18 protein-coding genes and 1 pseudogene are annotated in these 23,474 nt (G+C 40.6%); 5 read left to right on the top strand and 14 right to left on the bottom strand.

The features are described from left to right. Positions 1-16: 16 nt before the first annotated feature. The 3 genes from CIK86_RS07170 to CIK86_RS07180 all read right to left on the bottom strand — a co-directional run bounded on the left by CIK86_RS07170 (position 17) and on the right by CIK86_RS07180 (position 3,200). A complete protein-coding gene (locus CIK86_RS07170) occupies positions 17-904 on the bottom strand; it encodes a LysR family transcriptional regulator (RefSeq protein ID WP_086995354.1) in 888 nt (295 codons plus the stop codon). Between the two features lie 164 nt (positions 905-1,068). Further along, positions 1,069-1,923, bottom strand: a complete 855-nt coding sequence (locus CIK86_RS07175) for a pirin family protein (RefSeq protein WP_011328431.1) — start codon at positions 1,921-1,923, stop codon at positions 1,069-1,071. Positions 1,924-2,231: 308 nt separating this feature from the next. Further along, on the bottom strand, positions 2,232-3,200 hold the full coding sequence (locus tag CIK86_RS07180; RefSeq protein ID WP_096317094.1) for an IS30 family transposase: 969 nt from the start codon (positions 3,198-3,200) through the stop codon (positions 2,232-2,234). Between the two features lie 106 nt (positions 3,201-3,306). On the opposite strand from CIK86_RS07180, the gene CIK86_RS07185 reads away from it, so the two are divergent. Both CIK86_RS07185 and CIK86_RS07190 read left to right on the top strand, forming a co-directional pair. Next, a complete protein-coding gene (locus tag CIK86_RS07185) occupies positions 3,307-4,794 on the top strand; it encodes a bifunctional 2-methylcitrate dehydratase/aconitate hydratase (protein WP_086995006.1) in 1,488 nt (495 codons plus the stop codon). A 106-nt stretch (positions 4,795-4,900) separates the two neighbouring features. Next, positions 4,901-5,104, top strand: coding sequence for a hypothetical protein (locus CIK86_RS07190; protein WP_011328442.1), 204 nt, complete (start codon positions 4,901-4,903; stop codon positions 5,102-5,104). A gap of 29 nt (positions 5,105-5,133) precedes the next feature. Here CIK86_RS07190 and CIK86_RS07195 read toward each other — a convergent pair whose 3' ends face one another. The 4 genes from CIK86_RS07195 to CIK86_RS07210 form a co-directional block, all read right to left on the bottom strand. Continuing rightward, positions 5,134-6,108: an aldose epimerase family protein gene (locus CIK86_RS07195; RefSeq protein ID WP_041454464.1), complete on the bottom strand. Its 975-nt coding sequence runs from the start codon at positions 6,106-6,108 to the stop codon at positions 5,134-5,136. A 135-nt stretch (positions 6,109-6,243) separates the two neighbouring features. Continuing rightward, complete coding sequence (locus CIK86_RS07200; protein ID WP_086995003.1) at positions 6,244-7,806, bottom strand: sodium/sugar symporter; 1,563 nt, start codon at positions 7,804-7,806, stop codon at positions 6,244-6,246. A gap of 41 nt (positions 7,807-7,847) precedes the next feature. After that, positions 7,848-8,993, bottom strand: a complete 1,146-nt coding sequence (galK, locus tag CIK86_RS07205) for a galactokinase (protein WP_086995000.1) — start codon at positions 8,991-8,993, stop codon at positions 7,848-7,850. Beyond that, a complete protein-coding gene (locus CIK86_RS07210; protein ID WP_011328446.1) occupies positions 8,993-10,036 on the bottom strand; it encodes a UDP-glucose--hexose-1-phosphate uridylyltransferase in 1,044 nt (347 codons plus the stop codon). The genes galK and CIK86_RS07210 overlap by 1 nt, the downstream gene beginning before the upstream one ends. A 145-nt stretch (positions 10,037-10,181) precedes the next feature. Here CIK86_RS07210 and CIK86_RS07215 point away from each other — a divergent pair, with 145 nt between their 5' ends. Next, a complete protein-coding gene (locus tag CIK86_RS07215) occupies positions 10,182-11,198 on the top strand; it encodes a LacI family DNA-binding transcriptional regulator (RefSeq protein WP_086994997.1) in 1,017 nt (338 codons plus the stop codon). 90 nt (positions 11,199-11,288) lie between these two features. Here the strand turns inward: CIK86_RS07215 and prpF are convergent, their stop codons facing one another. The 5 genes from prpF to CIK86_RS07240 all read right to left on the bottom strand — a co-directional run bounded on the left by prpF (position 11,289) and on the right by CIK86_RS07240 (position 18,006). Beyond that, positions 11,289-12,455 carry a 2-methylaconitate cis-trans isomerase PrpF gene (prpF, locus tag CIK86_RS07220; protein ID WP_041454466.1) on the bottom strand — a complete coding sequence of 389 codons (1,167 nt, stop codon included), beginning with the start codon at positions 12,453-12,455 and terminating at the stop codon, positions 11,289-11,291. A gap of 14 nt (positions 12,456-12,469) precedes the next feature. Then, complete coding sequence (acnD, locus tag CIK86_RS07225; RefSeq protein WP_086994994.1) at positions 12,470-15,079, bottom strand: Fe/S-dependent 2-methylisocitrate dehydratase AcnD; 2,610 nt, start codon at positions 15,077-15,079, stop codon at positions 12,470-12,472. Positions 15,080-15,213: 134 nt separating this feature from the next. Continuing rightward, on the bottom strand, positions 15,214-16,338 hold the full coding sequence (gene prpC / locus CIK86_RS07230; protein ID WP_086994992.1) for a 2-methylcitrate synthase: 1,125 nt from the start codon (positions 16,336-16,338) through the stop codon (positions 15,214-15,216). Positions 16,339-16,363: 25 nt separating this feature from the next. Then, a complete protein-coding gene (gene prpB / locus CIK86_RS07235; protein WP_011328451.1) occupies positions 16,364-17,236 on the bottom strand; it encodes a methylisocitrate lyase in 873 nt (290 codons plus the stop codon). 71 nt (positions 17,237-17,307) lie between these two features. Beyond that, positions 17,308-18,006 carry a GntR family transcriptional regulator gene (locus CIK86_RS07240; protein ID WP_011328452.1) on the bottom strand — a complete coding sequence of 233 codons (699 nt, stop codon included), beginning with the start codon at positions 18,004-18,006 and terminating at the stop codon, positions 17,308-17,310. 263 nt (positions 18,007-18,269) lie between these two features. Here CIK86_RS07240 and rsmF point away from each other — a divergent pair, with 263 nt between their 5' ends. Beyond that, on the top strand, positions 18,270-19,718 hold the full coding sequence (rsmF, locus tag CIK86_RS07245) for a 16S rRNA (cytosine(1407)-C(5))-methyltransferase RsmF (RefSeq protein WP_086995018.1): 1,449 nt from the start codon (positions 18,270-18,272) through the stop codon (positions 19,716-19,718). A 228-nt stretch (positions 19,719-19,946) separates the two neighbouring features. Here rsmF and CIK86_RS07250 read toward each other — a convergent pair whose 3' ends face one another. Further along, positions 19,947-20,669: a VpsP family polysaccharide biosynthesis protein gene (locus CIK86_RS07250; protein WP_086994989.1), complete on the bottom strand. Its 723-nt coding sequence runs from the start codon at positions 20,667-20,669 to the stop codon at positions 19,947-19,949. Between the two features lie 80 nt (positions 20,670-20,749). Between CIK86_RS07250 and CIK86_RS07255 the strand changes: the two are divergent. Beyond that, positions 20,750-21,616 (top strand): annotated as a pseudogene (locus tag CIK86_RS07255) (O-antigen ligase family protein); the annotation flags it as partial. Here CIK86_RS07255 and CIK86_RS07260 read toward each other — a convergent pair. Continuing rightward, the gene (locus tag CIK86_RS07260) at positions 21,613-23,472 is read right to left on the bottom strand and encodes an alkaline phosphatase D family protein (RefSeq protein ID WP_086994986.1); all 1,860 of its coding nucleotides are present in this window, start codon (positions 23,470-23,472) and stop codon (positions 21,613-21,615) included. The pseudogene CIK86_RS07255 and the gene CIK86_RS07260 overlap by 4 nt on opposite strands. Positions 23,473-23,474: the final 2 nt, after the last annotated feature.

Consider the following 23,474-nt stretch of genomic DNA (forward strand, 5'->3'; position numbering starts at 1 on the left):
CGATTTAAAAGAATGTTTATTGTAGTTCTTCACATTGATATCTTAGTTCAGCTAAAAAAGCTCTGGCTGCTGGACCTAAGCTGTCGCCATCTTTAAAGATTAAATGCAACTGCATAGAGCGCTTGCTGTTATGTTGCAAAGGGAGTGTTTTGAGTTTGCCCTGTACTAGTTCATTTTTAATAGAAGTTAAAGGTAGCCAAGCAAAACCTAAACCACTGCAGATCATATCAATAGAAGTGCGTAAATGACTCACCGTCCAGCGCTGGTTAGCACCTAACCAGCCTGCATCACTTTTACGATGCATACCTGAGTCGCGCACTACAATTTGACGATGACTTTTTAAATCCTCTGCGGTTAAATCTCTCCCCAAAGAATGTAATGTGTGATCTGGATTAGCAACTGCAATAAAGTCTATTTGGCAAAGTTGCTCACTAAAACCTTCTGTTAATGCAACCGGTGAAATAGCAATATCTACATCAGCATTCTCAATCAGTTCGCTTGCCCCACTCAGTACCGATTCCACCAACTCAATTTGCAGCATTGGGTATTGGGCAGAAACAGTATCAAGCACTTTATACAGCCTTGCTTGTGGAAACATTTCATCAACTGCAATTTTTAGGCTCCCTTCTGTGCCTTGACCAAGAGTATGACCCACTATTTCCAGCTTAGCGGCTTCATCAAGCAAAAAGTTGGCGCGCTTAAGCATTAGCTCACCTGCTTGAGTCAAAACAGTTTTTCGCCCTTCAATTTCAAATAACTTAACATCGAGCGAGCTTTCTATTTTACCCACCGCATTATGAATACTTGACTGGCTTTTATGAATTCCTTGTGAGGCTTGATTAAAGCCACCAAATTGCACCACAGAGCGAAACATTCGCCATTGCTCTAGTGTGACTCTAAGCATGATTACCTCTTATTGCTTTATATTTTATTTTTGTTGTTAATTCTGCAGGCTATCTTCAGACAAGTTAAACTTGAGCAAAACCACACCTAGTTATGATGTATAAATAGATGTGGCTTTTATTTGGATCTCAGGTAATTAGCTATTAAAGCTCAATAGCTTTGGCATTATTTAAGTGGAATAAACTCTTTATCATCACCTGGAATAGTTGGAAAGCGCCCATTTTCCCAATCGTCTTTCGCCTGCTCAATGCGCTCTTTGCTAAATGACACAAAGTTCCAATACAAAAATGGTACTTTTTCAAATTTATCGCCGCCTAACATAATAAAGCGACCGTCACTTGCCAGTGTAATTTCGCTATCGCCTGGCTCTAATAAAATAAACTCATTAGTACCAAACGTTTCACCGTTAACAGTTACTTCGCCACAAATGGTAAATATTGCAGTTTCTTGTTCTGGGTGTGGGCGCTTTATAACACTTCCTTTGCTGGCAACAACATCAATATAAAACATGGGTGAATAGGTTTTAACCGGCGAACTTAAACCATAAGCTTCACCCACCACTAATCGCATCATTACTCCTTCGTGGGTAATGTGCGGTAATTGGTTTTTTTTCACATGATTAAATGACGGTTCAATTTCTGCCATAGCTTCTGGCAATGCAACCCAACACTGTAAACCACTAATTGAATGTGGATTTGCTCGTACTTCAAAGCTTTCACGCTCTGAATGGGTAATACCTTTGCCTGAGGTCATCCAGTTAACATCACCGGGGCGAATTTCTAAATTATTACCCAGCGAATCACGATGTAAAATACTACCATCAAATAGGTAAGTTAGTGTTGATAAACCAATATGTGGATGCGGTCTAACATTTATACCTTGGCCCGCAGGGAAATTATTTGGCCCCATTTGGTCAAAGAAAACAAATGGACCTACCATGCGTTTTTCTTGATGAGGTAAAACGCGTTTTACATTTAACCCACCAATATCATGCTCTTTCGCTTTAAGCACTTTAGCCATAATAAACATCCTCTTAAGTTGCTTTATAAAAATAAACGTATGTTATTTTGATTTTATATACAGTCGATTATCTATAATTCATATTGTAGTTTAATGAAAGCCAACATCCTTTGTTCTTATTTAATTAATGAATAGCGTTACTTTAGCCCGCACCATTCTCTCTTTGAGAATGTGGCACGTCATTGCAATTACACAAAAGATGCAGGTAATTTACATAATCGTTTTTTATTCTTACTTTTAAATTAGGGTCTTATTTTTAGGTTAAAACGTATATACCTAAACTTGAATTCAAGTATTAAGTGCAATCATTATGCAGCCACCAGAACTTCTGATTGCCCCGTAAATAATTCATGAGGGGTTTTATACCCTCTTGTTTTTCTTGGCCGATGGTTGAGCTTATCAACTGCCGCCTGTATCTCTGCTTCACTTAGCGCCATAAAGTCAGTTCCCTTGGGGAAGAAGCGTCTAAGTAAGCCGTTGGTATTCTCATTTATGCCCCGCTCCCATGATGAATAGGGATGAGCGAAATACACATCAGCTTCTAATGCTTGTGCAACATGCTCATGGTGAGCAAACTCTTTTCCATTATCTAACGTCACGGTAATAACCCTATCTTTATATGGTGTCATACACTTGATCAGCGCATCGGCTGTTATTTTCGCATGCTTGCTTTCAATTCTGTGAACGACTGTATATAACGTTTTACGTTCAACCATTGTGACAAGCGCATTTTTACGCCCTTTACCTATCACTGTATCGCCCTCCCAATCACCAATCCTAGACTTTGAATCCACAATACTTGGGCGTTCATCAATGCTGACTCGATTAACTATCTGTCCACGTTTATCATAGCTTCCATAGCGTTTTTTATACTTTTTACATGCACGAGTGAGTGTCTTATGTAGCTTGCCACCACGAGCCTTGTCTCTGTAAATATATTGATAAATTGTTTCATGATGTAAAACGACCTGTTTCTCTAAAGCTAAGCGGCCTGCCACTTGCTCAGGGGAAAGTCCGTCATGCAACAATTTATTAATCCAGTGAGTGACGTCCTCTGTTAACTTACTTGCTTTGAAAGATGACTTACGTCTTTGTTCAGCAAAGTTATTGGCTTGGTTAGGCCGATAGCCTTTAAGTCCTTTATTGCGTTTTAGCTCTCTAGAAATAGATGACGGTGAACGAGTTAGTTCTTCAGCTATCTGCTTTTGGTTATTTCCTGCTTTTATTAACGCGTAAATCTGGTATCTTTCTTCTTGTGTCAGCTGTTTATATTTCATTAAAGCAATTTCCTTTGGCGAGAAAATGGCCGAATTATAACAGCTGGCCATCTAATCTGAGAAATTGCACTTATTATCCGAATTTAGGAACGAATAAGGATAAAAAATGAGTAATAATGTAGATATTAATAATCGCCCTGATTACGACCATGTAATACAAGATATAGCTGATTATGTATTAAATTATAAAGTGAGCAGCAAGGAAGCGCTCAATACTGCCCGTAACTGTTTAATAGACACTTTAGGGTGTGGGCTATTAGCGCTGCGATTTCCTGAATGCAGCAAGCTCCTCGGCCCTATAGTAGCAGGTACGATTGTGCCTAATGGTGCACGCGTACCGGGCACATCTTTGGTACTCGACCCTGTAAAAGCGGCATGGGATATTGGCTGCATTATTCGCTGGCTCGATTATAACGATACTTGGTTGGCCGCCGAATGGGGTCATCCGTCAGATAACTTAGGTGCTATTTTAGCCGTTGCTGATCATCTATCCCAAGTGAGACTGAGCAAGGGTGAACAACCTTTAAAAATGCGCGAAGTGCTAGAAGCCATGATCATGGCGCATGAAATTCAAGGCGTAATAGCGCTAAAAAATTCGTTTAATCGGGTGGGTTTATGCCACGTATTATTAGTACGGGTTGCATCTACTGCGGTTGCCACTAAAATGATGGGCGGCAATAAACAACAAATTATGGCCGCTATATCACAAGCTTGGGTAGATGGCTCAGCGCTGCGCACCTATAGGCATGCACCCAATGCAGGCTCTCGTAAATCATGGGCTGCTGGCGATGCAACTTCCCGAGCCGTTCATTTAGCTGATATATCTATGCGTGGTGAAATGGGCATTCCAAGCGTGTTAACAGCCCCGCAATGGGGGTTTTATGATGTCTCTTTTTCTAAAACCAACAAAGACCAAGCACTTAAACCTGAGGCCGAACGGCAGTTTTTATTCACCCAAGGCTACGGCAGTTATGTTATGGAAAATATTTTATTTAAAATATCGTTTCCTGCTGAGTTTCATGCCCAAACAGCCGCTGAAGCGTCGGTTATTTTACATCCTCAGGTAAAAGATCGGCTAGCCGATATTGATAAAATTGTTGTGCGTACTCACGAGTCGGCCATTCGTATTATTTCAAAAACGGGTTCCCTGGATAACGCAGCCGATCGCGATCATTGTTTACAATACATGATTGCAGTGCCGTTAATATTTGGCAATTTAACCGCTGATCATTACGAAGACGAATTTCATAACGCACACCCGATTATTGATAAACTGCGCAACAAAATGCACATTGTAGAAGATGCACGCTTTACCAAAGAATATTTAGAGGATGATAAACGCTCTATCGCAAATGCTATTCAGGTTTTCTTTAAAGATGGCAGTAGCACCGAGGACACAGTTATAGAATATCCTGTGGGTCATCGTCGCCGTCGTGAGGAAGGGATCCCACTATTGGAGCAAAAATTTAAAGCTAATTTAGCGTCCCGCTTTGAGAATAAACAATGCCACACTATTTTCACGCTTTGTAAAAATCAAACAGCGCTTGAGGCCATGCCTGTAAATAGCTTTATGGACTTATTTGTTATTGAGTAAGTACACCGCTGGCTGGTTTATGAAAGCGCGTAGATTTAATTATATGGCCAAGTAGTTAAGGCCATAACTTTAAAAGTCACAACTCGCGCCAATAAGAGGATTTAATATGACTGAGCAAAATGAACACAGTATCGCAAACTTTGCAGCGTTAAAAACCGCCATAGTAAATGCAGAAGAAGAGTCAGTAAAAGCGCTATTAACAAAGCAACCTATGCAAGATCTTGAAAAAAGTTACCTAATCGATTTAGCCAAATTAAACAGTAATCAGGCTATTTTAAAGATACTCGAAGATATTCCCGTTAAAAAATAGCTCATAGCCCTTATACTAAACAGCTTTATTTAAATATTTTCAAAGTGATAGCTAATATATTTATTATAAACTTCGCCCGGCTTTAGTATTGAGTTTTCAAAATCTGGAAAGTTTACTGCATCGCTATAATTTTGAGCTTCTAAACACACTCCCTGATCAGGGCTTAATGGTGCGGCTAAAAATGCACCAGTATAAAGCTGTATAGATGCTTGGTCGGTGTACAACGACATTTTAACTTTATTGCGTAATGAGCTTAATACCGCTGCAGCTTTGTTTGCTTGTGGCTGATTTATAACAAAACAATGATCAAACCCTGTTGGCCCTGTTAGTTGTGGGTGCTGAGCTGACTGCAGACGCTGGCCAATAATAACCGGTTGGTCAAAACAAAAGTCACTATTTTTGACACTTAACACTCTACCAGTTGGTAAGCTGTTATTGTCACGCTCTAAATAGCTGGCCGCATTTATTTGTAACGTGAGTGGCAAGCAATTTTGCTCACCTAAATTAAAGTAGCAATGATTAGTAGCGTTAATAGGGGTTGCTTTATTTGTGGTTGCGCTAAAACTCATAGTCAACTTATTATCATGTGATAAATGATAACGTATTTGCATTTCAACCTTGCCAGGAAAACCTTGGTCGCCATCTTCTGAGCTTAAGCTCAAAATCACTTCGTTGGCAGTACTCGATTGCACTTGCCAAAAACGCAGAGAAAAGTTATCCGCACCGCCATGTAAGCAATTTTCACCATCATTTTTACTCAGTAAATATTGCTCACCTTCAAGCTCAAAACTAGCACCACTAATACGATTAGCAACGCGACCACAGGTAGCACCTAAATAATAAGTATCGGTTAAATAACGACTGCTATCGGCATACCCAACAGTCATTTCTGTGGGTGTATCGTTTACCGGAAATAAAATAGATTTAACCCGCGCGCCATAATTTAATATTTCGACCCGCATGCCTTGCTCATTGCTTAATATATAACTGTGTAATTGATTCATTTACTGTTTTCTTGTTATGTCTATTAGAACACAAAAAAATCAAAGCAACCTAAGCTGCTTTGATTCACTATATTTTGCGTTAAACACGTGAGCAGATAGCTATGGCTGTCATACTCACTTAGTAAGCATTCTGCATTACCACCAAGTAGTATACAAAGCGATTAAGATGATAACTACACCCAATGCCGCTATGTTAAAGTTGCTTGAGGTTTTAAAGTTAACATCGTCTAGGCTAACGCTACTGTCTTGGCCTTTATCTGGCTTAGCTAATGATACAATTACACACAATGCTAAACACAGTAAAAATACTAAGCCTACTCTGTCCATAAATGGCAGCGCTACCCAGTAAACTTTTAACAGGATTGAGAATACAGCCGAGCCAATTGCCGCAGCTAACGCACCCGCTGAACTGGCTTTTGACCAAAACATACCCATTACAAAAATCACTACAATACCTGGAGTAAAGAAACCGGTGAATTCTTGAATATATTGAAACGCTTGATCGAACTTACCTAATAATGGCTCTGCCACAACCAAGGCTATAGCTAAAGATATTAATGCAGCTGAGCGGCCTATAAATACATAATGTTTTTGTGATTTACCTGGTTTTAACTTGCTGTAAATATCCATAGTGAAAATAGTTGAAATACTGTTAGTCATAGAGGCAAGTGATGAAACAATTGCCGCCACTAATGCAGCAAAAATAAGACCTTTAATACCTGTTGGCATTAACGCCATCATAGACGGATACGCTTGATCTGGCGTGGTAAGTTGCGGGTATAAAACAACCGCAGCAATACCTGGCAACACTACAATTACTGGCATTAATAATTTTAAATAGGCAGCAAAGGCAATACCTTTTTGTGCTTCTTTAAGGTTTTTAGCGGCAAGTGCGCGCTGAATAATATATTGATTAAATCCCCAGTAGCTAATGTTCATTATCCACAGGCCACCAATTAATACTGATAAACCAGGTAAACTCATATAATGCGGGCTATCTGGGCTTAAAATCATATCAAAGTGGTTAGGAAGCTGATCAGTTAAAACGCCAAAGCCTGCTATTATCCCATCGCCATCTGCCACTGCATCTAGTGCTAAGTAACTTAAAAACAAGCCACCAAATACCAGTAGCACTACTTGTAAAATATCGGTATAAGCAACGGCTTTCAAACCACCATAAAGTGAATAAGCGACTGAAAATAAGGCTAAAAAGATCATTCCGTACATCCAGTCAACACCGGCAACGGTTTCTATTGCTAAACCACCAAGCCATAAAACAGCGGTTAAATTTACAAATACATATACCGCTAGCCAAAACAGCGCTAACACTGTTTTAACTTTGCTATCAAAGCGTTGCTCTAAATATTGCGGCATAGTAAATATTTCATTTTTAAGAAATATCGGCAGCATATATTTACCTACAATAATTAAGGTAATTGCTGCCATCCACTCATAAGATGCAATAGCTAAACCAATCGCATAGCCCGAACCAGACATGCCAATAATTTGTTCTGCCGATATATTTGAAGCAATTAATGATGCACCAATTGCCCACCAAGGCAGTGCTTTACTAGCAAGAAAGTAGTCTTCAGTATTTTTACTGGCACCTTTCTCCTCTCGCGAGATCCACAGCGCGAGTACTAATAACCCCACCACATAAGTAAAAAATATGGCAATGTCGAGCGGTTGTAATTTCATAACTTTAACCTTGTTGTCTTATTGATTTTTATTGTGTTTTATTAATTACTAAAAGCACCTTGAGAAGCCAGGCATACGTAAACGTCTGCTTGAAGCCCTGTTTTTGCATAATAATGTGTGTCAATAGTGTTACGTACTTGCTCAACTAAATGATCCGGTGTTAAAGCAACGATACAACCACCAAAACCACCACCGGTCATACGCACGCCGCCTTGTTCGCCTAAAACTTGAGCAGTAATATCCACTAAAAAGTCTATTTGAGAGGTAGTAATATCAAAATCATTTTTCATTGATAGGTGCGATTGTGCCATAAGTTGGCTCATAGTTACCATATCATTGACGTTTAGCGCTTTGAGAGCTAGTTCGGTACGGGTATTTTCAGTGACTATATGTTTAGCGCGCTTATATATTAATGGCGGTAAATTAGCTTGCTCTGCTTCTAGTTCCTCAAGAGTAACATCGCGCAATGCCGGTTTATTAAAGTGCTTTGCTGCAGCTTCGCATTGCTCGCGTCGGGTATTGTATTCGCTGTCGACCAGCCCTCTTTTAACATTAGAGTTAACAATAACTAACGACATTCCCTTTGGAATCACAGCATATTCAAAGGTTAAACTTCTGCAATCGAGCAACATGGCATGCCCTTGCTTGCCCATCGACGAAATTAATTGATCCATAATGCCGCAATTACAGCCGACAAAGTTATTTTCAGCACTTTGTCCCATAAGTGCCGCTTTAACACCATCGAGCGGAATATTGTTTAATGTTGCAAACGTTTTTAAAAGAGCAATTTCAAAACTAGCTGATGAACTCAAACCTGTACCTTGTGGCACATTGCCCGATACCACTAAGTCGGCGCCACTAATATTTGGATAGCTTTGCATTAATGCTTGCAGTGTGCCGCGAATATAATTAACCCACATTTGTTGTTGGCTAAATTCTATTTTATCTAGGCTAAAACTATTGGTTTCGCTGTTACAATCAATTGCTAAGACGTTAATGTTGCGATCAGCTCGTGCTTTTGCAGCAATGTCGGTGCCAAAATTAATCGCAGCAGGTAGCACAAAACCATCATTATAATCTGTGTGTTCACCAATGAGGTTAACGCGCCCAGGTGCATGAAATAGCTGTTCTGGCGGGCAATTAAAATGTTGTTCAAATTGACTAATAAGCATTGTAGTTCTTGGCATTACTTAGCCTCCTTATAATGTACGTTTGGTACATCACGTAATCTTTGTGCTGCTTGCTCTGGGGTTAAATCACGTTGTGATTCAGCCATCATTTCGTAACCCACCATAAATTTACGCACAGTAGCTGAGCGTAATAATGGTGGAAAAAAGCTTGCATGAAGCTGCCATTCACTATGCTCTTGCCCATCATAAGGCGCGCCGTGCCAGCCCATAGAATATGGGAACGAACAATTAAATAAATTGTCGTATTTAGTGGTAATTTGTTTTAATGCATCGGCTAGAGTTACCGCTTGTTCTGGGGTTAAGTCGACCATACGTGTTAACGCAAAACGCGGTAATAATAAGGTTTCAAATGGCCAGCCTGCCCAGTACGGTACAACCACCAGCCAATCTTCATTTTTAACAACAACACGCTCGCCCGATTGCGCTTCACGCTGAGCGTAATCAAGTAATAAGTTACTGTTATATTTTTTAGCATAGTCGCTCAGCGCATGTTGTTTTTTATTTACCAAAGTAGGTAATTGCTGCTGCGACCAAATTTGGCCATGCGGATGCGGATTTGAGCACCCCATCATCGCCCCTTTGTTTTCGAATACCTGCACCCAGTTATACTTTTCGCCTAACTCTAAGCACTGGCTTTGCCACGTTTTAACAATGTCGGTAATAGCGCTAATACTAAGTTGCGGTAAGGTTTTGCTGTGATCTGGAGAGAAGCAAATAACACGACTTTCGCCTTGCTCTGTGGCCATTTTAAATAGCGGATCGTCTGTTTTAAATTCTGGAGTATCAATTTTCAGAGCTGCAAAGTCATTAGTAAACACATAAGTTTTTTTATAGTTGTCATTAACCTCACCGTTTATACGAGTATTACCAGCACATAAAAAACAGCTTTCATCATGACTTTCTCTAACGTCTTCATCGAGAGTTTCAACTTGTCCCTGCCAAGGTCGTTTGGCACGATGCGGTGAAACTAACACCCACTCATCAATCAATGGATTGTAGCGACGATGTGGATGCTCAGTTGGGTCAAAAATTGTATCCATAAATATCTCAAATGTGGTTTATGATAAAACCGAAAAGGGTAAACGCTTACCCCGCTATTTGCAACCTAAAAAATCTACATATACAGCCCACGTTAAATAGTGTAAATTTTATTATTAACAGGATGTAGAAAACGATTACCCGCCAATGACAACAATAAAAGATGTAGCCAGAATTGCAGGCGTGTCTATCGCCTCGGTATCTCGTGTAATTAATAATGGCCCTAAAGTAAGTAAGGCAACCATAGAAAAAGTAAATAAAGTAATGCAAGAGCTTGGCTACACGCCCAATGCTAATGCACGTGCTTTAGTAACCCGAAAAAGTATGACCATAGGCGTGGTGATCCCCGAACTTAGCGATCCATTTTTTGCATCATTAGCCAGCGGGGTAGATAAAGTAGCCCGCGAAAATAATATGCAATTGCTGTTAAGTACCGCAGGACAAAGTGTAGAATCTGAACGCGCAGCTATTAATTTATTACTTGAGCGCCGCTGCCAAACTGTTGTTATGCATAGTAAAATAATTCCTGACTGCGAACTAATTACTTTATGTGAAAAACTCCCCGGCTTAGTGCTTATCAATAGACACATTGAGCAAATAAAACATAAATGTATTTGGTTAGATAACGAAGAAGGTGCAAAAATAGCAGCGCGGCATCTAATGGCGCTCAAACATAAAAACATTGCCTGTATAAGCAGCAAGTATCAAATTGAAGATCCTGCGCTACGCCTTAATGGTTTTTCGGCAGAACTAAATATGGCAGGTAATCCAATTAGCCCTGCGCTGATTAAATACGCGGAGCCTACCCTACAAGGCGGACAAAGCGCTGCGCAAAACTTATTAGCCTCTGGGCAGCCCTTCAGCGCTATTTTTGTTTATAACGATGCTATGGCTATTGGTGCTATTTCAACACTTGAAGATAATGGCTATAAGGTACCCGGTGATGTGTCGGTGATTGGTTTTGATGATGTGCTGATTGCGCGTTATTCAAGGCCAAAACTAACCACTTTAAACTATCCCATTGAAAAAATGGCGCAGCATGCAGCTCAGTTGGCGTTAACACACTTTAAAAATGAAATAGTTGAAAGTGTCAGTCACAGTGAGCATAAATATTTACCCCGCTTGGTCAAACGAGAGTCAACGAGTATCAAAAATAGCCCATAAACAAAAAAGTTGATGAGTAATACCCTAAAGTATTACCGCATCAACTTATGCATAAATTATAAATAACTTAATCGTAATTAAAACAATGCTTTATTGCGGTACTCTTACCACGCCTTCCATAAGTACCCGTGCACTGCGGCTCATACTGGCTTTAGTTACTTGCCAGTTACCATCCGTATTTGTAGCGTGTGCGCCTACTTTTAAGGTGCCCGATGGGTGACCAAAGTTAACTTCACTCAATGCCCCGCCACCAGCGGCTAAATTAACTAACGTACCGTCAATTGCCGCAGCGGTACCAATAGCTACTGCTGCTGTGCCCATCATTGCATGGTGTAATTTACCCATAGACATAGCACGCACTAACAAGTTAATTTCACTGGCGTTAATTTGCTTACCGCTTGACGCTTTGTAATTTTGTGCTGCACCAACAAATGCCACTTTAGGTGTATGTTGGCGTGCTGCTGCCTCATCAATATTTTGTATGAGTCCCATTTTAACTGCGCCATAGGCACGAATGGTTTCAAGCTTTTCAAGCGCTGCTGCATCTGCGTTTATATCATCTTGCAATTCAGTGCCGGTATAACCAATGTCGCTTGCATTAACAAAAATGGTGGGAATGCCTGCGTTGATCATCGTCGCTTTTAAAGTACCGACTCCCGGCACTTCTAGGTCATCAACCACATTGCCAGTTGGGAATAACGCCCCGTCGCCATCTGCAGGGTCAATAAATTCAAGTTTTACTTCAGCTGCTGCAAATGTAACGCCGTCTAGCTCAAAGTCACCGGTTTCTTGTACTTCGCCATTAGTCATAGGTACATGCACTAAAATGCTTTTTTTAATATTGGCTTGCCACACACGTACAACAGCAACGCCATTATCGGGTACACGGCTTTTATCAACTAAGTCATTACTAATAGCAAAAGCACCGACAGCTGCGGTTAAATTACCGCAGTTGCCGCTAAAATCAACAAATGCTTTATCTATTGCCACTTGGCCAAATAAATAGTCAACATCGTGATCGGCTTGCTCACTTTTACTTAAAATAACCGTTTTACTGGTGCTAGATGTAGCACCGCCCATACCATCGGTTTGTTTGCCGTACGGATCTGGGCTGCCAATAACGCGCAGTAATAAGTTATTACGTGCCTCACCTGCCACTTGGGCAGGCTTTGGCAAGTCACTAAGGTTAAAAAACACCCCTTTGCTAGTACCGCCACGCATGTATGTGGCTGGTACTTTAATTTGTGGTTTAAACATAATTAACCCTGCCCTTATGCTGTTTTTGTAGCTTCTAAAAAGTCTTGTGCAAAGCGTTGTAATACACCACCTGCAGCATAAATAGACAGCTCTTCTTGTGTATCTATACGACATTTCATTGGTACGTTTAGTACTTCGCCATTTTTACTAGTGATCGACAAGTTAAGTGTGCAACCAGGGGTTGGTTCACCCGTTACATCGTAACTTTCACTGCCATCTAGTTTGAGTGTTTTACGAGTTGTTCCCGCTTTAAACTCTAACGGTAAAACACCCATACCCACTAAGTTAGTACGGTGAATACGCTCAAACCCTTCAGCTGCAATTACTTCAACACCCGCGAGTCTTACGCCTTTTGCCGCCCAATCGCGCGACGAGCCTTGGCCATAATCTGCGCCAGCCACAATAATAAGTGGTTGCTTACGCTGCATGTATGCTTCGATTGCTTCCCACATGCGAGTATTTTTTCCCTCTGGTTCTATGCGCGCGTACGAACCTTGCTTAATTTCGCCGCTTTCATCAAGTACCATTTCATTTAGCAATTTAGGGTTAGCAAACGTAGCGCGCTGCGCTGTTAAATGATCGCCCCTATGGGTTGCGTATGAGTTAAAGTCTTCCTCAGGTACGTTCATTTTTAATAGGTATTCACCCGCGGCACTGCTGGCCATTATCGCATTTGAAGGCGATAAGTGATCGGTTGTAATGTTATCGCCAAGTACTGCCAGTGCACGCATACCTGTCATGGTACGCTCGCCCGCTAATGCACCTTCCCAATAAGGAGGTCGGCGAATATAAGTGCTTTCTGGACGCCATTCGTATAGCGGGTCGTTATCTTCACCGTAATCTACGGTTAAGTTAAACATGGGCTCGTATACTTTTCTAAATTGCTCTGGCTTAACGCTTTGCTTAACTACTGCGTCAATTTCTTCATCTGACGGCCATAAATCTTTAAGGGTAACGTCGTTACCTTGCTGATCTTTACCAAGTATATCTTTTTCAATATCAAAACGAATCGTACCGGCAATTGCATAAGCAACAACCAAAGGCGGCGATGCTAAAAACGCTTGTTTGGCGTAAGGATGAATACGGCCGTCAAAGTTACGGTTACCCGACAGTACCGCGGTGGCGTATAAGTCGCGATCAATCACTTCTTTTTGAATTACAGGGTCAAGCGCGCCACTCATGCCATTACACGTAGTACAAGCAAAACCAACAATACCAAAACCTAGCTGTTCAAGTTCGGTAAGTAAGTTAGCGTCTTCTAGGTACGATTGCACGGCTTTAGAGCCCGGTGCTAATGAGGTTTTTACCCAAGGTTTACGCGTTAACCCCTTGGCGTTAGCATTACGCGCAAGTAATGCCGCGGCAATCACGTTGCGTGGGTTACTGGTGTTTGTACAGCTGGTAATAGCGGCAATAATACACGCACCATCTGGCATTAAGCCTGCTTCGTTTTCAACTACGCCTGAAATACCTTCTTTAGCTAAATCGCTTGTAGATACACGGCGATGTGGATTTGATGGCCCAGCAATGTTGCGCCCCACACTTGATAAATCAAACTTAAGCACGCGATCGTACTGCGCTGTTTTTAAGCTATCGCTCCACAAGCCGGTGGTTTTAGCGTAGTTTTCTACCAGTGCAATTTGCTCTTCTTCACGACCCGTTAAACGCAAATAATCTATGGTCATATCGTCGATGTAAAACATCGCCGCTGTGGCACCAAATTCAGGCGTCATATTTGAAATAGTTGCACGATCGCCCAGCGTAAGTGCATCGGCACCTTCACCGTAAAATTCTAAGTATGCTGATACCACACGCTGCGAGCGTAAAAATTCAGTAATAGCCAGTACGATATCGGTAGCGGTAATACCCGGTTGGCGCTTACCTGTTAGCTCAACCCCTACAATGTCTGGCAGGCGCATGTACGAAGCGCGCCCTAGCATTACGCTTTCTGCTTCAAGGCCACCTACACCCACAGCAATAACACCCAGTGCATCAACGTGTGGAGTATGGCTGTCTGTACCTACTAAGGTATCTGGGAAGGCAATACCATCGCGGTTTTGAATTACCGGCGACATTTTTTCAAGGTTAATTTGATGCATAATGCCGTTACCTGGCGGGATCACATCAATATTTTTAAACGCTGTTTTGGTCCAGTTTATAAAATGGAAACGGTCATCGTTACGTCTGTCTTCTATAGCACGGTTTTTTTCAAATGCATCGGGATCAAACCCTGCATGCTCTACCGACAAAGAGTGATCAACAATTAATTGCGTAGGTACAACTGGGTTTACTTTAGACGGATCGCCACCTTTAGCAGCAATCGCGTCACGCAGTCCAGCTAAGTCAACCAGTGCAGTTTGACCCAAAATATCGTGACACACTACACGCGCTGGATACCAAGGAAAGTCTAAATCTTGTTTGCGTTCAATCAACTGGTTTAGTGCATCGGTAAGCATTGCTGGATCGCAGCGGCGCACTAAGTTTTCGGCAAATACACGTGATGTATAAGGCAGTGTTGCATATGCACCTGGTTTAATCGCATCAACAGCTGCTTGAGCATCAAAATAATCAACGTTTGAATTGGGTAAGGGTTTTCGATATTCAGTATTATTTATTATAGTCATTAAAATATTCGCTAATTTGGTGACGGTGGTTGTGCACTACTAGCTTATTTAAGGAGAGAGTGAAAAGTGATGAGCCTTAAAATAGTGTGCAGCAAATAAAAAAGGTGAGCACTTTACGTGCCCACCAAATAATTTTAACGTGATTCGATAGGTGTGTAGCTACGTGCATCTGGCCCAGTGTAATCAGCACTTGGACGAATAATACGGTTATTTGCACGTTGCTCTTTAACGTGTGCTGTCCAACCTGTTACGCGGCTCATTACAAATATTGGCGTAAATAATTTGGTCGGAATATCCATAAAGTGATACGCCGATGCGTGGAAGAAATCAGCATTACAAAATAACTTTTTCTCGCGCCACATTACTTCTTCACAACGAACAGACACAGGATAAAGTACATCATCACCTACTTCTGCTGCGAGCTTTTCAGACCACTTTTTAATAATTACGTTACGTGGATCTGATTCGCGATAAATAGCGTGGCCAAAGCCCATAATTTTATCTTTACGCTCAAGCATGCCCATAATTTCTTGCTCTGCTTGATCTGCGCTGGTGAAGTTTTCAATCATATCCATTGCCGCTTCGTTAGCACCACCATGTAATGGCCCACGTAACGTACCTATGGCACCGGTTACACATGAATGAATATCAGATAGCGTTGATGCACACACACGACCAGTAAAGGTTGAGGCATTAAATTCATGCTCTGCGTATAAAATTAGTGACACATTCATTACTTGAGCAAATAGCTCAGACGGGGCTTTATCGTGTAATAAGGTTAAAAAATGCGCGCCAACTGAGTCATCATCTGTTTGCGTTTCAATGCGTACGCCATCATGCGTAAAGCGATACCAGTAACAAATAATACTTGGAAATACTGCAACCATGCGGTCAATCGCATCATTGGCTTCGCTAAAATCATTTTCCATTTCAAGGTTACCCAGCATAGAGCAACCTGTGCGCATCACATCCATTGGGTGTGCGTCTTTTGGAATGTTCTCAAGCACTGTTTTAAGTGCTTGTGGTAAGCCGCGTAAGCTTTTTAGTTTAGCTTTGTATTCTGCAAGCTCACCGGTTGTTGGTAATTCGCCACGAGATAATAAAAACGATACTTCTTCAAACTGCGCTTTTTCAGCAAGCTCGCTAATATCGTAACCACAATAAGTTAAACCTGAACCTGTTTGGCCTACTGTACATAATGCAGTTTGACCTGCTACTTGTCCGCGTAAACCTGCACCCGCTAATACTTTAGTACTCATAATTTATCTCCTTAAATTGTTATTATTATTTAGTTGATGAAAAAAGGTTATCTAGGGTATTTTCATAGGTGTGATAATCTAAAAAATCATAAAGCTCAGCACGGGTTTGCATATTTTCAATTTGGCTTTGTTGCGAACCTTCATTTAAAATTGAGCTATATACATTATAGGCTGCTTTGTTCATCGCTCTAAATGCGCTTAATGGGTAAAGCACCATTTCAACGCCTACATCGCCTAACTGCTCTTTAGTATAAATAGGCGTTTGACCAAACTCAGTAATGTTAGCCAATACAGGAACGTTAATCGCTTTTGTAAATGCTTGGTAGTCGGCAAGGTCGTGCACGGCTTCTGCAAAAATGGCGTCTGCACCGGCTTCAACACACGCTGCTGCGCGCTCAATAGCGGCATTTAAACCTTCTTTTTGAAACGCATCGGTACGTGCCATAATGTAAAAGTCACTATCGGTTTTTGCATCTACAGCAGCTTTAATACGGTCAACCATTTCACCTTGGCTAACTATTTCTTTATTTGGGCGGTGGCCACAACGCTTTTGCGCTACTTGGTCTTCAATATGGAAACCGGCAGCGCCTGCTTTAGTCATTTCTTTTACTGTACGGGCAATATTAAACGCACCACCCCAACCTGTATCTGCATCTACTAATAAAGGTAAGTCGCTTGCACCGGTAATACGGCGAATATCTTCAAGCACGTTATCAAGGCTAGTCATACCTAAATCAGGCATACCAAAAGAAGCATTGGCAACACCAGCACCCGATAAGTAAATTGCCTGATGACCCATTTTTTCAGCCATCATTGCTGTGTACGCATTAATAGTACCCACTATTTGTAATGGGTGATTATTGGCAATAGCCTGTTTAAACTTTGATCCTGCTGACATTCGTTTCTCCTAACTTTGAACGGTGGCTGCTCTGGGGCAGTTTTGATATTTTAAATACTAAAACGATTTATTTAACTGGCTTTAGTTTGCGCTGCAAGTAAATCAAATTTAGTTTGAATATTGGCTTGTGAAGCACTTATGTGGCGCTTCATCAACATTTCGGCTAATTCACCATCGTGGTTTTCAATCGCATTAATAATAGCTAAGTGCTCATCAAATGCTTTTGATACCCGCGGACCAACCATACCCATTTGTACGCGGTACATTCTTATTAATTGATAAAGGTCGTGGCATAGCAAATGAATCAAGTGGGCATTTTTACTGCCTTTAATAATGCGGTAATGAAAATCTAAATCACCTGCTTCTTGATAGTACGACTCGCCTTCTTTTACTCGTTGCGTTTTTAAATGCTGATTAAGTAATTGCTTTAAACCTTGGACTTCATCGGCTGCCATATTGTCGGCAGCAAGACGACACGCCAAGCCCTCTAAGGCACTGCGCACTTGATAAACTTCTATCAAGCGATCTGCTGTTAACGATACAACTCGGCAACCTATGTTGGCTTTACGCTCAACTAAATAACAGCTTTCTAAACGATTTAACGCTTCACGCAGCGTTGCACGGCTTACTCCATAACGCTTTGCCAGTTCTGGCTCAGATATTTTACTGCCTTGTGCTATGCTGCCCTCTACTATTTCTCGGCGCATATTTACAAACACTTGATCTGATGCGGTTGTAATAGGTGTTTCATTTAACAGGCTTTGCGTCATAGGTTACTATTAGATTGTCGACAATTTATAAAGCCACTATGAACTCACTACCACTAAGTGTCAACCCTAAAACAGTATGAAAAGCTCAAAAAACACACTCATTGTCGACATCATTAGCCTAAAGTATAATAATTACCTGCTCTAAAGTGATAAACCACCGCTAAGTGTCGACACCAATAAAAACTAACTTTTTACCTGTTAAGCACTGAAACACACTTTAAGAAATGTTATTATTTGTCTTTAATATAACGACTGGCCAAACCGTGGACGCAAATACCTTTATCCCCGAGCACTTTATCGATGATGTAAAAACCTATTTACCTGCACACCTAGATATAGACGACTTTATTAATGCTTGCCGGCGGCCACTACGAAAATCTATTCGTGTTAATACCTTAAAAATATCTGTTACTGAGTTTAAGCAATACGCTAAGCAAAAAAATTGGCTACTCACTCCTATTCCATGGTGCGAGGAAGGTTTTTGGTTAGAGCGCCCTGCCGCAGAAGAGCAAAACCTAGCACTTGGCAATACAGATCTTCACCTTAGCGGTGCTATGTATGTTCAAGAAGCAAGCTCCATGCTGCCCCCCATAGCACTAAAACAAAGTATAGAGCACACTAATTACGTTCTTGATATGGCATCTGCACCTGGTTCTAAAACTTCGCAGCTTGCTGCACTAATGAATAACCAAGGGGTGTTGGTTGCAAATGAGCTTTCGTCATCACGCTTAAAAGTACTTAGCGCTACTTTAAAACGCATGGGAGTAGGTAACTGTGCGTTATCGCATTTTGATGGGGTAATTTTTGGTAATTATATGTTTGAGTGCTTTGATAGCATTTTACTCGATGCCCCCTGCTCTGGCGAAGGCACAGTACGAAAAGATGCAGATGCACTAAAAAATTGGTCTATCGACTCTAATATTGAAATTGCCCAAGTACAAAAAGATCTAATTAAAAGTGCGTTTTACGCCTTAAAGCCCGGTGGAACCTTAGTGTATTCAACCTGTACGCTTACTCCACTTGAAAACCAACACGTGTGCGACTTCTTACTTAGTGAATTTGGCGACTGTATAGAGCCGGAGTCTTTAAGTGATCTATTCCCTGGTGCAAGTGAAGCAACCACAACAGAGGGTTATTTACACGTGTGGCCGCAAACGTTTGACAGTGAAGGCTTTTTTATTGCCAAATTCAAAAAGCAAGCAAGTTGCGACAACCCAAATCTACAAGTCAAAAAAGGTGCATTTCCGTTTCAGCAATTTGAGAGCAAAAAAAGTGCTGCTTTTATGCAAACCCTTAAGCAACAATTTGGCTTAACTACCTTACCTGGCATATTAATGCAGCGCGATAAAGAACTGTGGTTATTTCCGCAGGAGTTTGAAGCTGTGCAAAACAAAATTAAATACGCCCGTTTAGGCATTCAACTTGGTGCCATTCATAATAATGGCGTGCGTTTAGCCCACGAGTTTGCAACCGCATTTGGTAAGCAGTGTAAAAGTAATGTGTTGCCTTTAACCGACACTCAAGCTAACGACTACTTTCAGGGTAAGGATATTCGCTTAGCTGATGTAAGCCAAAATACGGGAGAGGTTATTTTAACTTTATGTGGCTGCCCTATTGGCTTAGGGAAATGGCAAAAAAATAAAGTTAAAAACTCACTCCCACGCGATCTAGTACAAAATACGCAGCTAATAACATGGGCACAAAGCAATTAAACAGCGTTTAATGTAAAATGTGAGTATTAAAACATGTATACATTTTTGAATATAATTGGGTTGTTAAAAGTACTTAAATTCGGATAATAAATGTGCGGTTTTAATGATTTTAGCTATACTTATATGTACTTTCTTCTTCTCCCTATAATCAAGAAAGCGTCTTCAGTTAACGTAAGGCTCAACTAAGAGCCATTTTATAGCCCAGAGTTTTTATAACTCTGGGCATTTTTATTTGCCACTACCACAATGTTTTTTAAATATATAACTTTTGCGAACAGAATCGAAATCGCCACCAAATTGTAACGATAAACACAATATGGGTAAGCTATTACTTTGTTTTGCAATATCAAATACTTGATTGAATTTATAGCCATATTTAACTGCTAACTTCAATTCGTTAACATATAAAGCTTTGTATTGTGGAGTTAGCTGCGACCAATGAATCAACGCTATTTGAATAATACCTAAATGTACATCAAGCTTATAAGGTCCTACTTTTTTTGCTTGTTGAATATAATCATAAACCTGCTCTGTGGGCCCATCTTGATAACTCACCACTTGCGCCAATGCTATCCAAGTTTCTGCCCATGTTTGCCTTAATTCAATAGACTTTAAAAGCGCTTGTTCGGCTTGTTTATAAGCATGCTGATGTGTAGGAGCATTAATTACAGTCGGCTGATTTAAAATACTTACTGATAATATTTTTATATACGCATTCAAGTGCCAATAATGAGGATGGCTTGGCTCAAACTTAGCCGCTAAAGTAATAGCTTTTTCGGCCTGCTTTAATTCTGAGCGCTTAATTGGAGAGGACAGCTGTTCCAGCGTATTTCTAGCATTAAAATACCAAGCATTGGCGCGTATGCTTTTTATACTGTAATAGGCAATAAACAAGGTTATAAGCGCTAAAACAATAATAGGGATTAACCTATTTAATTTAAAACTAATCACAAAATAGTGACTCAGTTAAGCGCCAAGGGTTAGTTACAAATAACATATGTGCTTTATCCTCCCCTACTAAATTACCGATTCGTGCTATTGGTACTTTTACTTATTCTAACTTTTTAGCCAACTATTTAGCGCTGTGCTTATGCTTAGGCATTGGTGTATTGATCAGTGAGTTAAAACGCTCTGCTAACGACAATACACAATCACTCGCACAAACATTACGTGACTGGACTGGCATATTGTTAAGCTCTAAAATTGTATTACGCGTGTCATTAATTATTATTATTGTTGCCTTAATATTAACTCGCACCCGTATGGGTAACTCGGCATTTTTTATCGCTTTAATGGCTATTAGCTTATTGGCTTTATTTATTTATAGGCAAAAGCCCAAAGCGTTTAAACACCTTATTATTAGCTTTTTTATTATCGATTTAATTATTATTGGTGCAATATTTGACGTTGAAAAAGTAAAACAGCGTATTAGCGAAACCAGTATACACTCAGAAACACGTGACGAAGTGGTACGCGACTCTATACCGCTTATATTAGATAAACCATTGCTGGGATCAGGTGGGGGTACTTTTTATACTGCTTTCCCTGCGTATCAATCAGAACCCTTTTCTGGCTACTACGATAATGCGCATAACGATTATATACAATTTGCTGTGGAGCTAGGTATCCCGGCAACATTAGCGCTTGGTTTGTTGATACTTTATTGTTTATGGCTCTGTATTGTGACCATGCGCCAACGTAAAACCGCACTTTATCAAGGAGTGGCATTTGGCTGTGCAGTAGCTATTATTACTATGCTACTGCATTCTTTAGTCGACTATTCGCTGCAAGCTGGCGCTAATTCAATGCTGTTTATGGCTATTTTATGCTTGGCCATTTTAACTAATAAATTACCCGCGCCTAAAACTATAAAAAAAAGACGTAATCAAGCTGACTAGTGCTGTGCTAAATCAAACTCAGTTAAGTGACCGTCGCCATGAATAAGCTGATAGCGGGCCAAATTACCTTGCTCTAGCGTTATTAAGCTAATAGCTGAATCGCTCACTAAATACTTTTGCCCATCGCCTTTAGTTTGGTGTTTATCAACCTCCATATGCCAACGTTTAGTAAAGAAATTCAGCGGACTTTTCGGGCTATATAAAATTGAATCGAGTTTATCGAGTATATTTATTAATTTACGCGGAAATTCATTCTTTATACCACTGGCAGTCAGCTGCCACACTCTATTAGGATGATCGCCAAAACGTTTTTGCACCGAAAAACAAAAGGAGTAATGTACATCACCAGATAAAATTAGCGTTTCGTTTGGCGTATCGTCTCTTCTAAAAGTATCGAGCAATTTTCTTGCCGAGCCTTCGTGAGCCATCCAGTTCTCTACGTCGACCGTGAGCGGTTGTCCGCACATATTAAATAGCGCTTGAATAGCTTCAATCGATTTAACGCCAAATACTGGCGCGGGCGATACAATAATAACTTGATCATGGCTCAATAAGCTCTGCTCAAGATCAGTAAGTCGCTCCCAATCAAGTAGACCAGAGGGCTCATTAAAGTTTTGCTCATTACGCCAACGATGTGTACGAGTGTCGAGCACCACCACTTTAGGAACCGTTGTCAGTTCATAATGCCAGTGACTAAATTCTGTTAGTGTTTTATCAAATGCTTTAAACTGCCAGGTATTACTGCTCGCTAAGCTGTCCTTAAACGCAGCGATTAATGTACCCGTTTTAGTGAGCGCATCATTCCCCATCCCTTGAAACAACCAATAACTAATTAAACCATTACTTACAATACGTTTACTCACAGGGTTTTGATTAATCGCTTGCTCCCATCCAGCTGTCAGGTTCCAGTCATCGGTTACATCATGATCGTCAAATATCATTAATGTAGATACATTGGCAAACAACCGCTCTACATCACTCAACCCTTTTGTATAATCAATCAGTGCTGATTTTTCGGCGTTAAAAATAGTCTTTTTTTGCGCGTTTTGACCTGCATACGTTGAGTTTTTTATATCGACACATTGCCAAGCGGCAGCACTAAAATTTAATAAATAAAGTGCTATATATTCTTCAAAGTGGATAAGATGATTGTTGGCTTTTACACTTGAAAAGTGAGGTTCATCTTTTTTCAGCCAGTAACTAACACCTAACTTTGAGCGTTTTTGCCAAGGTGTTTTTGGTAAGAACAAATGGCGATTATAAAGCTGCTCATTTATATCGTTCGATAGCTCAATTGTAAGTGGTTGCTCTTTATAAATACCTAAAGCTTCAATTAACTGATGAATGGCTAATAACATAGGCCCTGCTACGTCATCGGCATAAACCTGATCACCGCTCAGTAATAGCAATTGTGCACCTTGGTTGTTATTACCGCGCTGAGTATTTTGCCAATGACTTGCAGAAACTAAACTGTCTTTTGCGGGGTGATGTGCATTACGACATGATCCGTGCAAAATATCACTGAGTTTATTGGGAATTACAAATGCAGGTGTTGCTTGATTGCTATAGCACCATGGCGATAAATCAATTGGGGTATCGTCAACTATAAGTTCGTAGCTTAATAAGCTGTCAGTAGGAAACTTATGATTTATTGGCTTTATAATGACGAAATGCAGGTATAAATGCTCGCCGAGAGAAACGCTGTGTTGATCGCTGTAACATTCATAACTTAACAGTTCAATGCGGCAATTAGCAGGCTTAGAGGTAGCAAACTGAATGCATACACTGGTTTTATCCGCACGGCGCACCATAGGCCCCATTAATAAAAGAGGAAGTTGCGCCGTGTGAGTAATCATGT

Source organism: Pseudoalteromonas sp. JB197 (assembly GCF_002332205.1).
GTDB classification, from domain to species: Bacteria; Pseudomonadota; Gammaproteobacteria; order Enterobacterales; family Alteromonadaceae; genus Pseudoalteromonas; species Pseudoalteromonas nigrifaciens.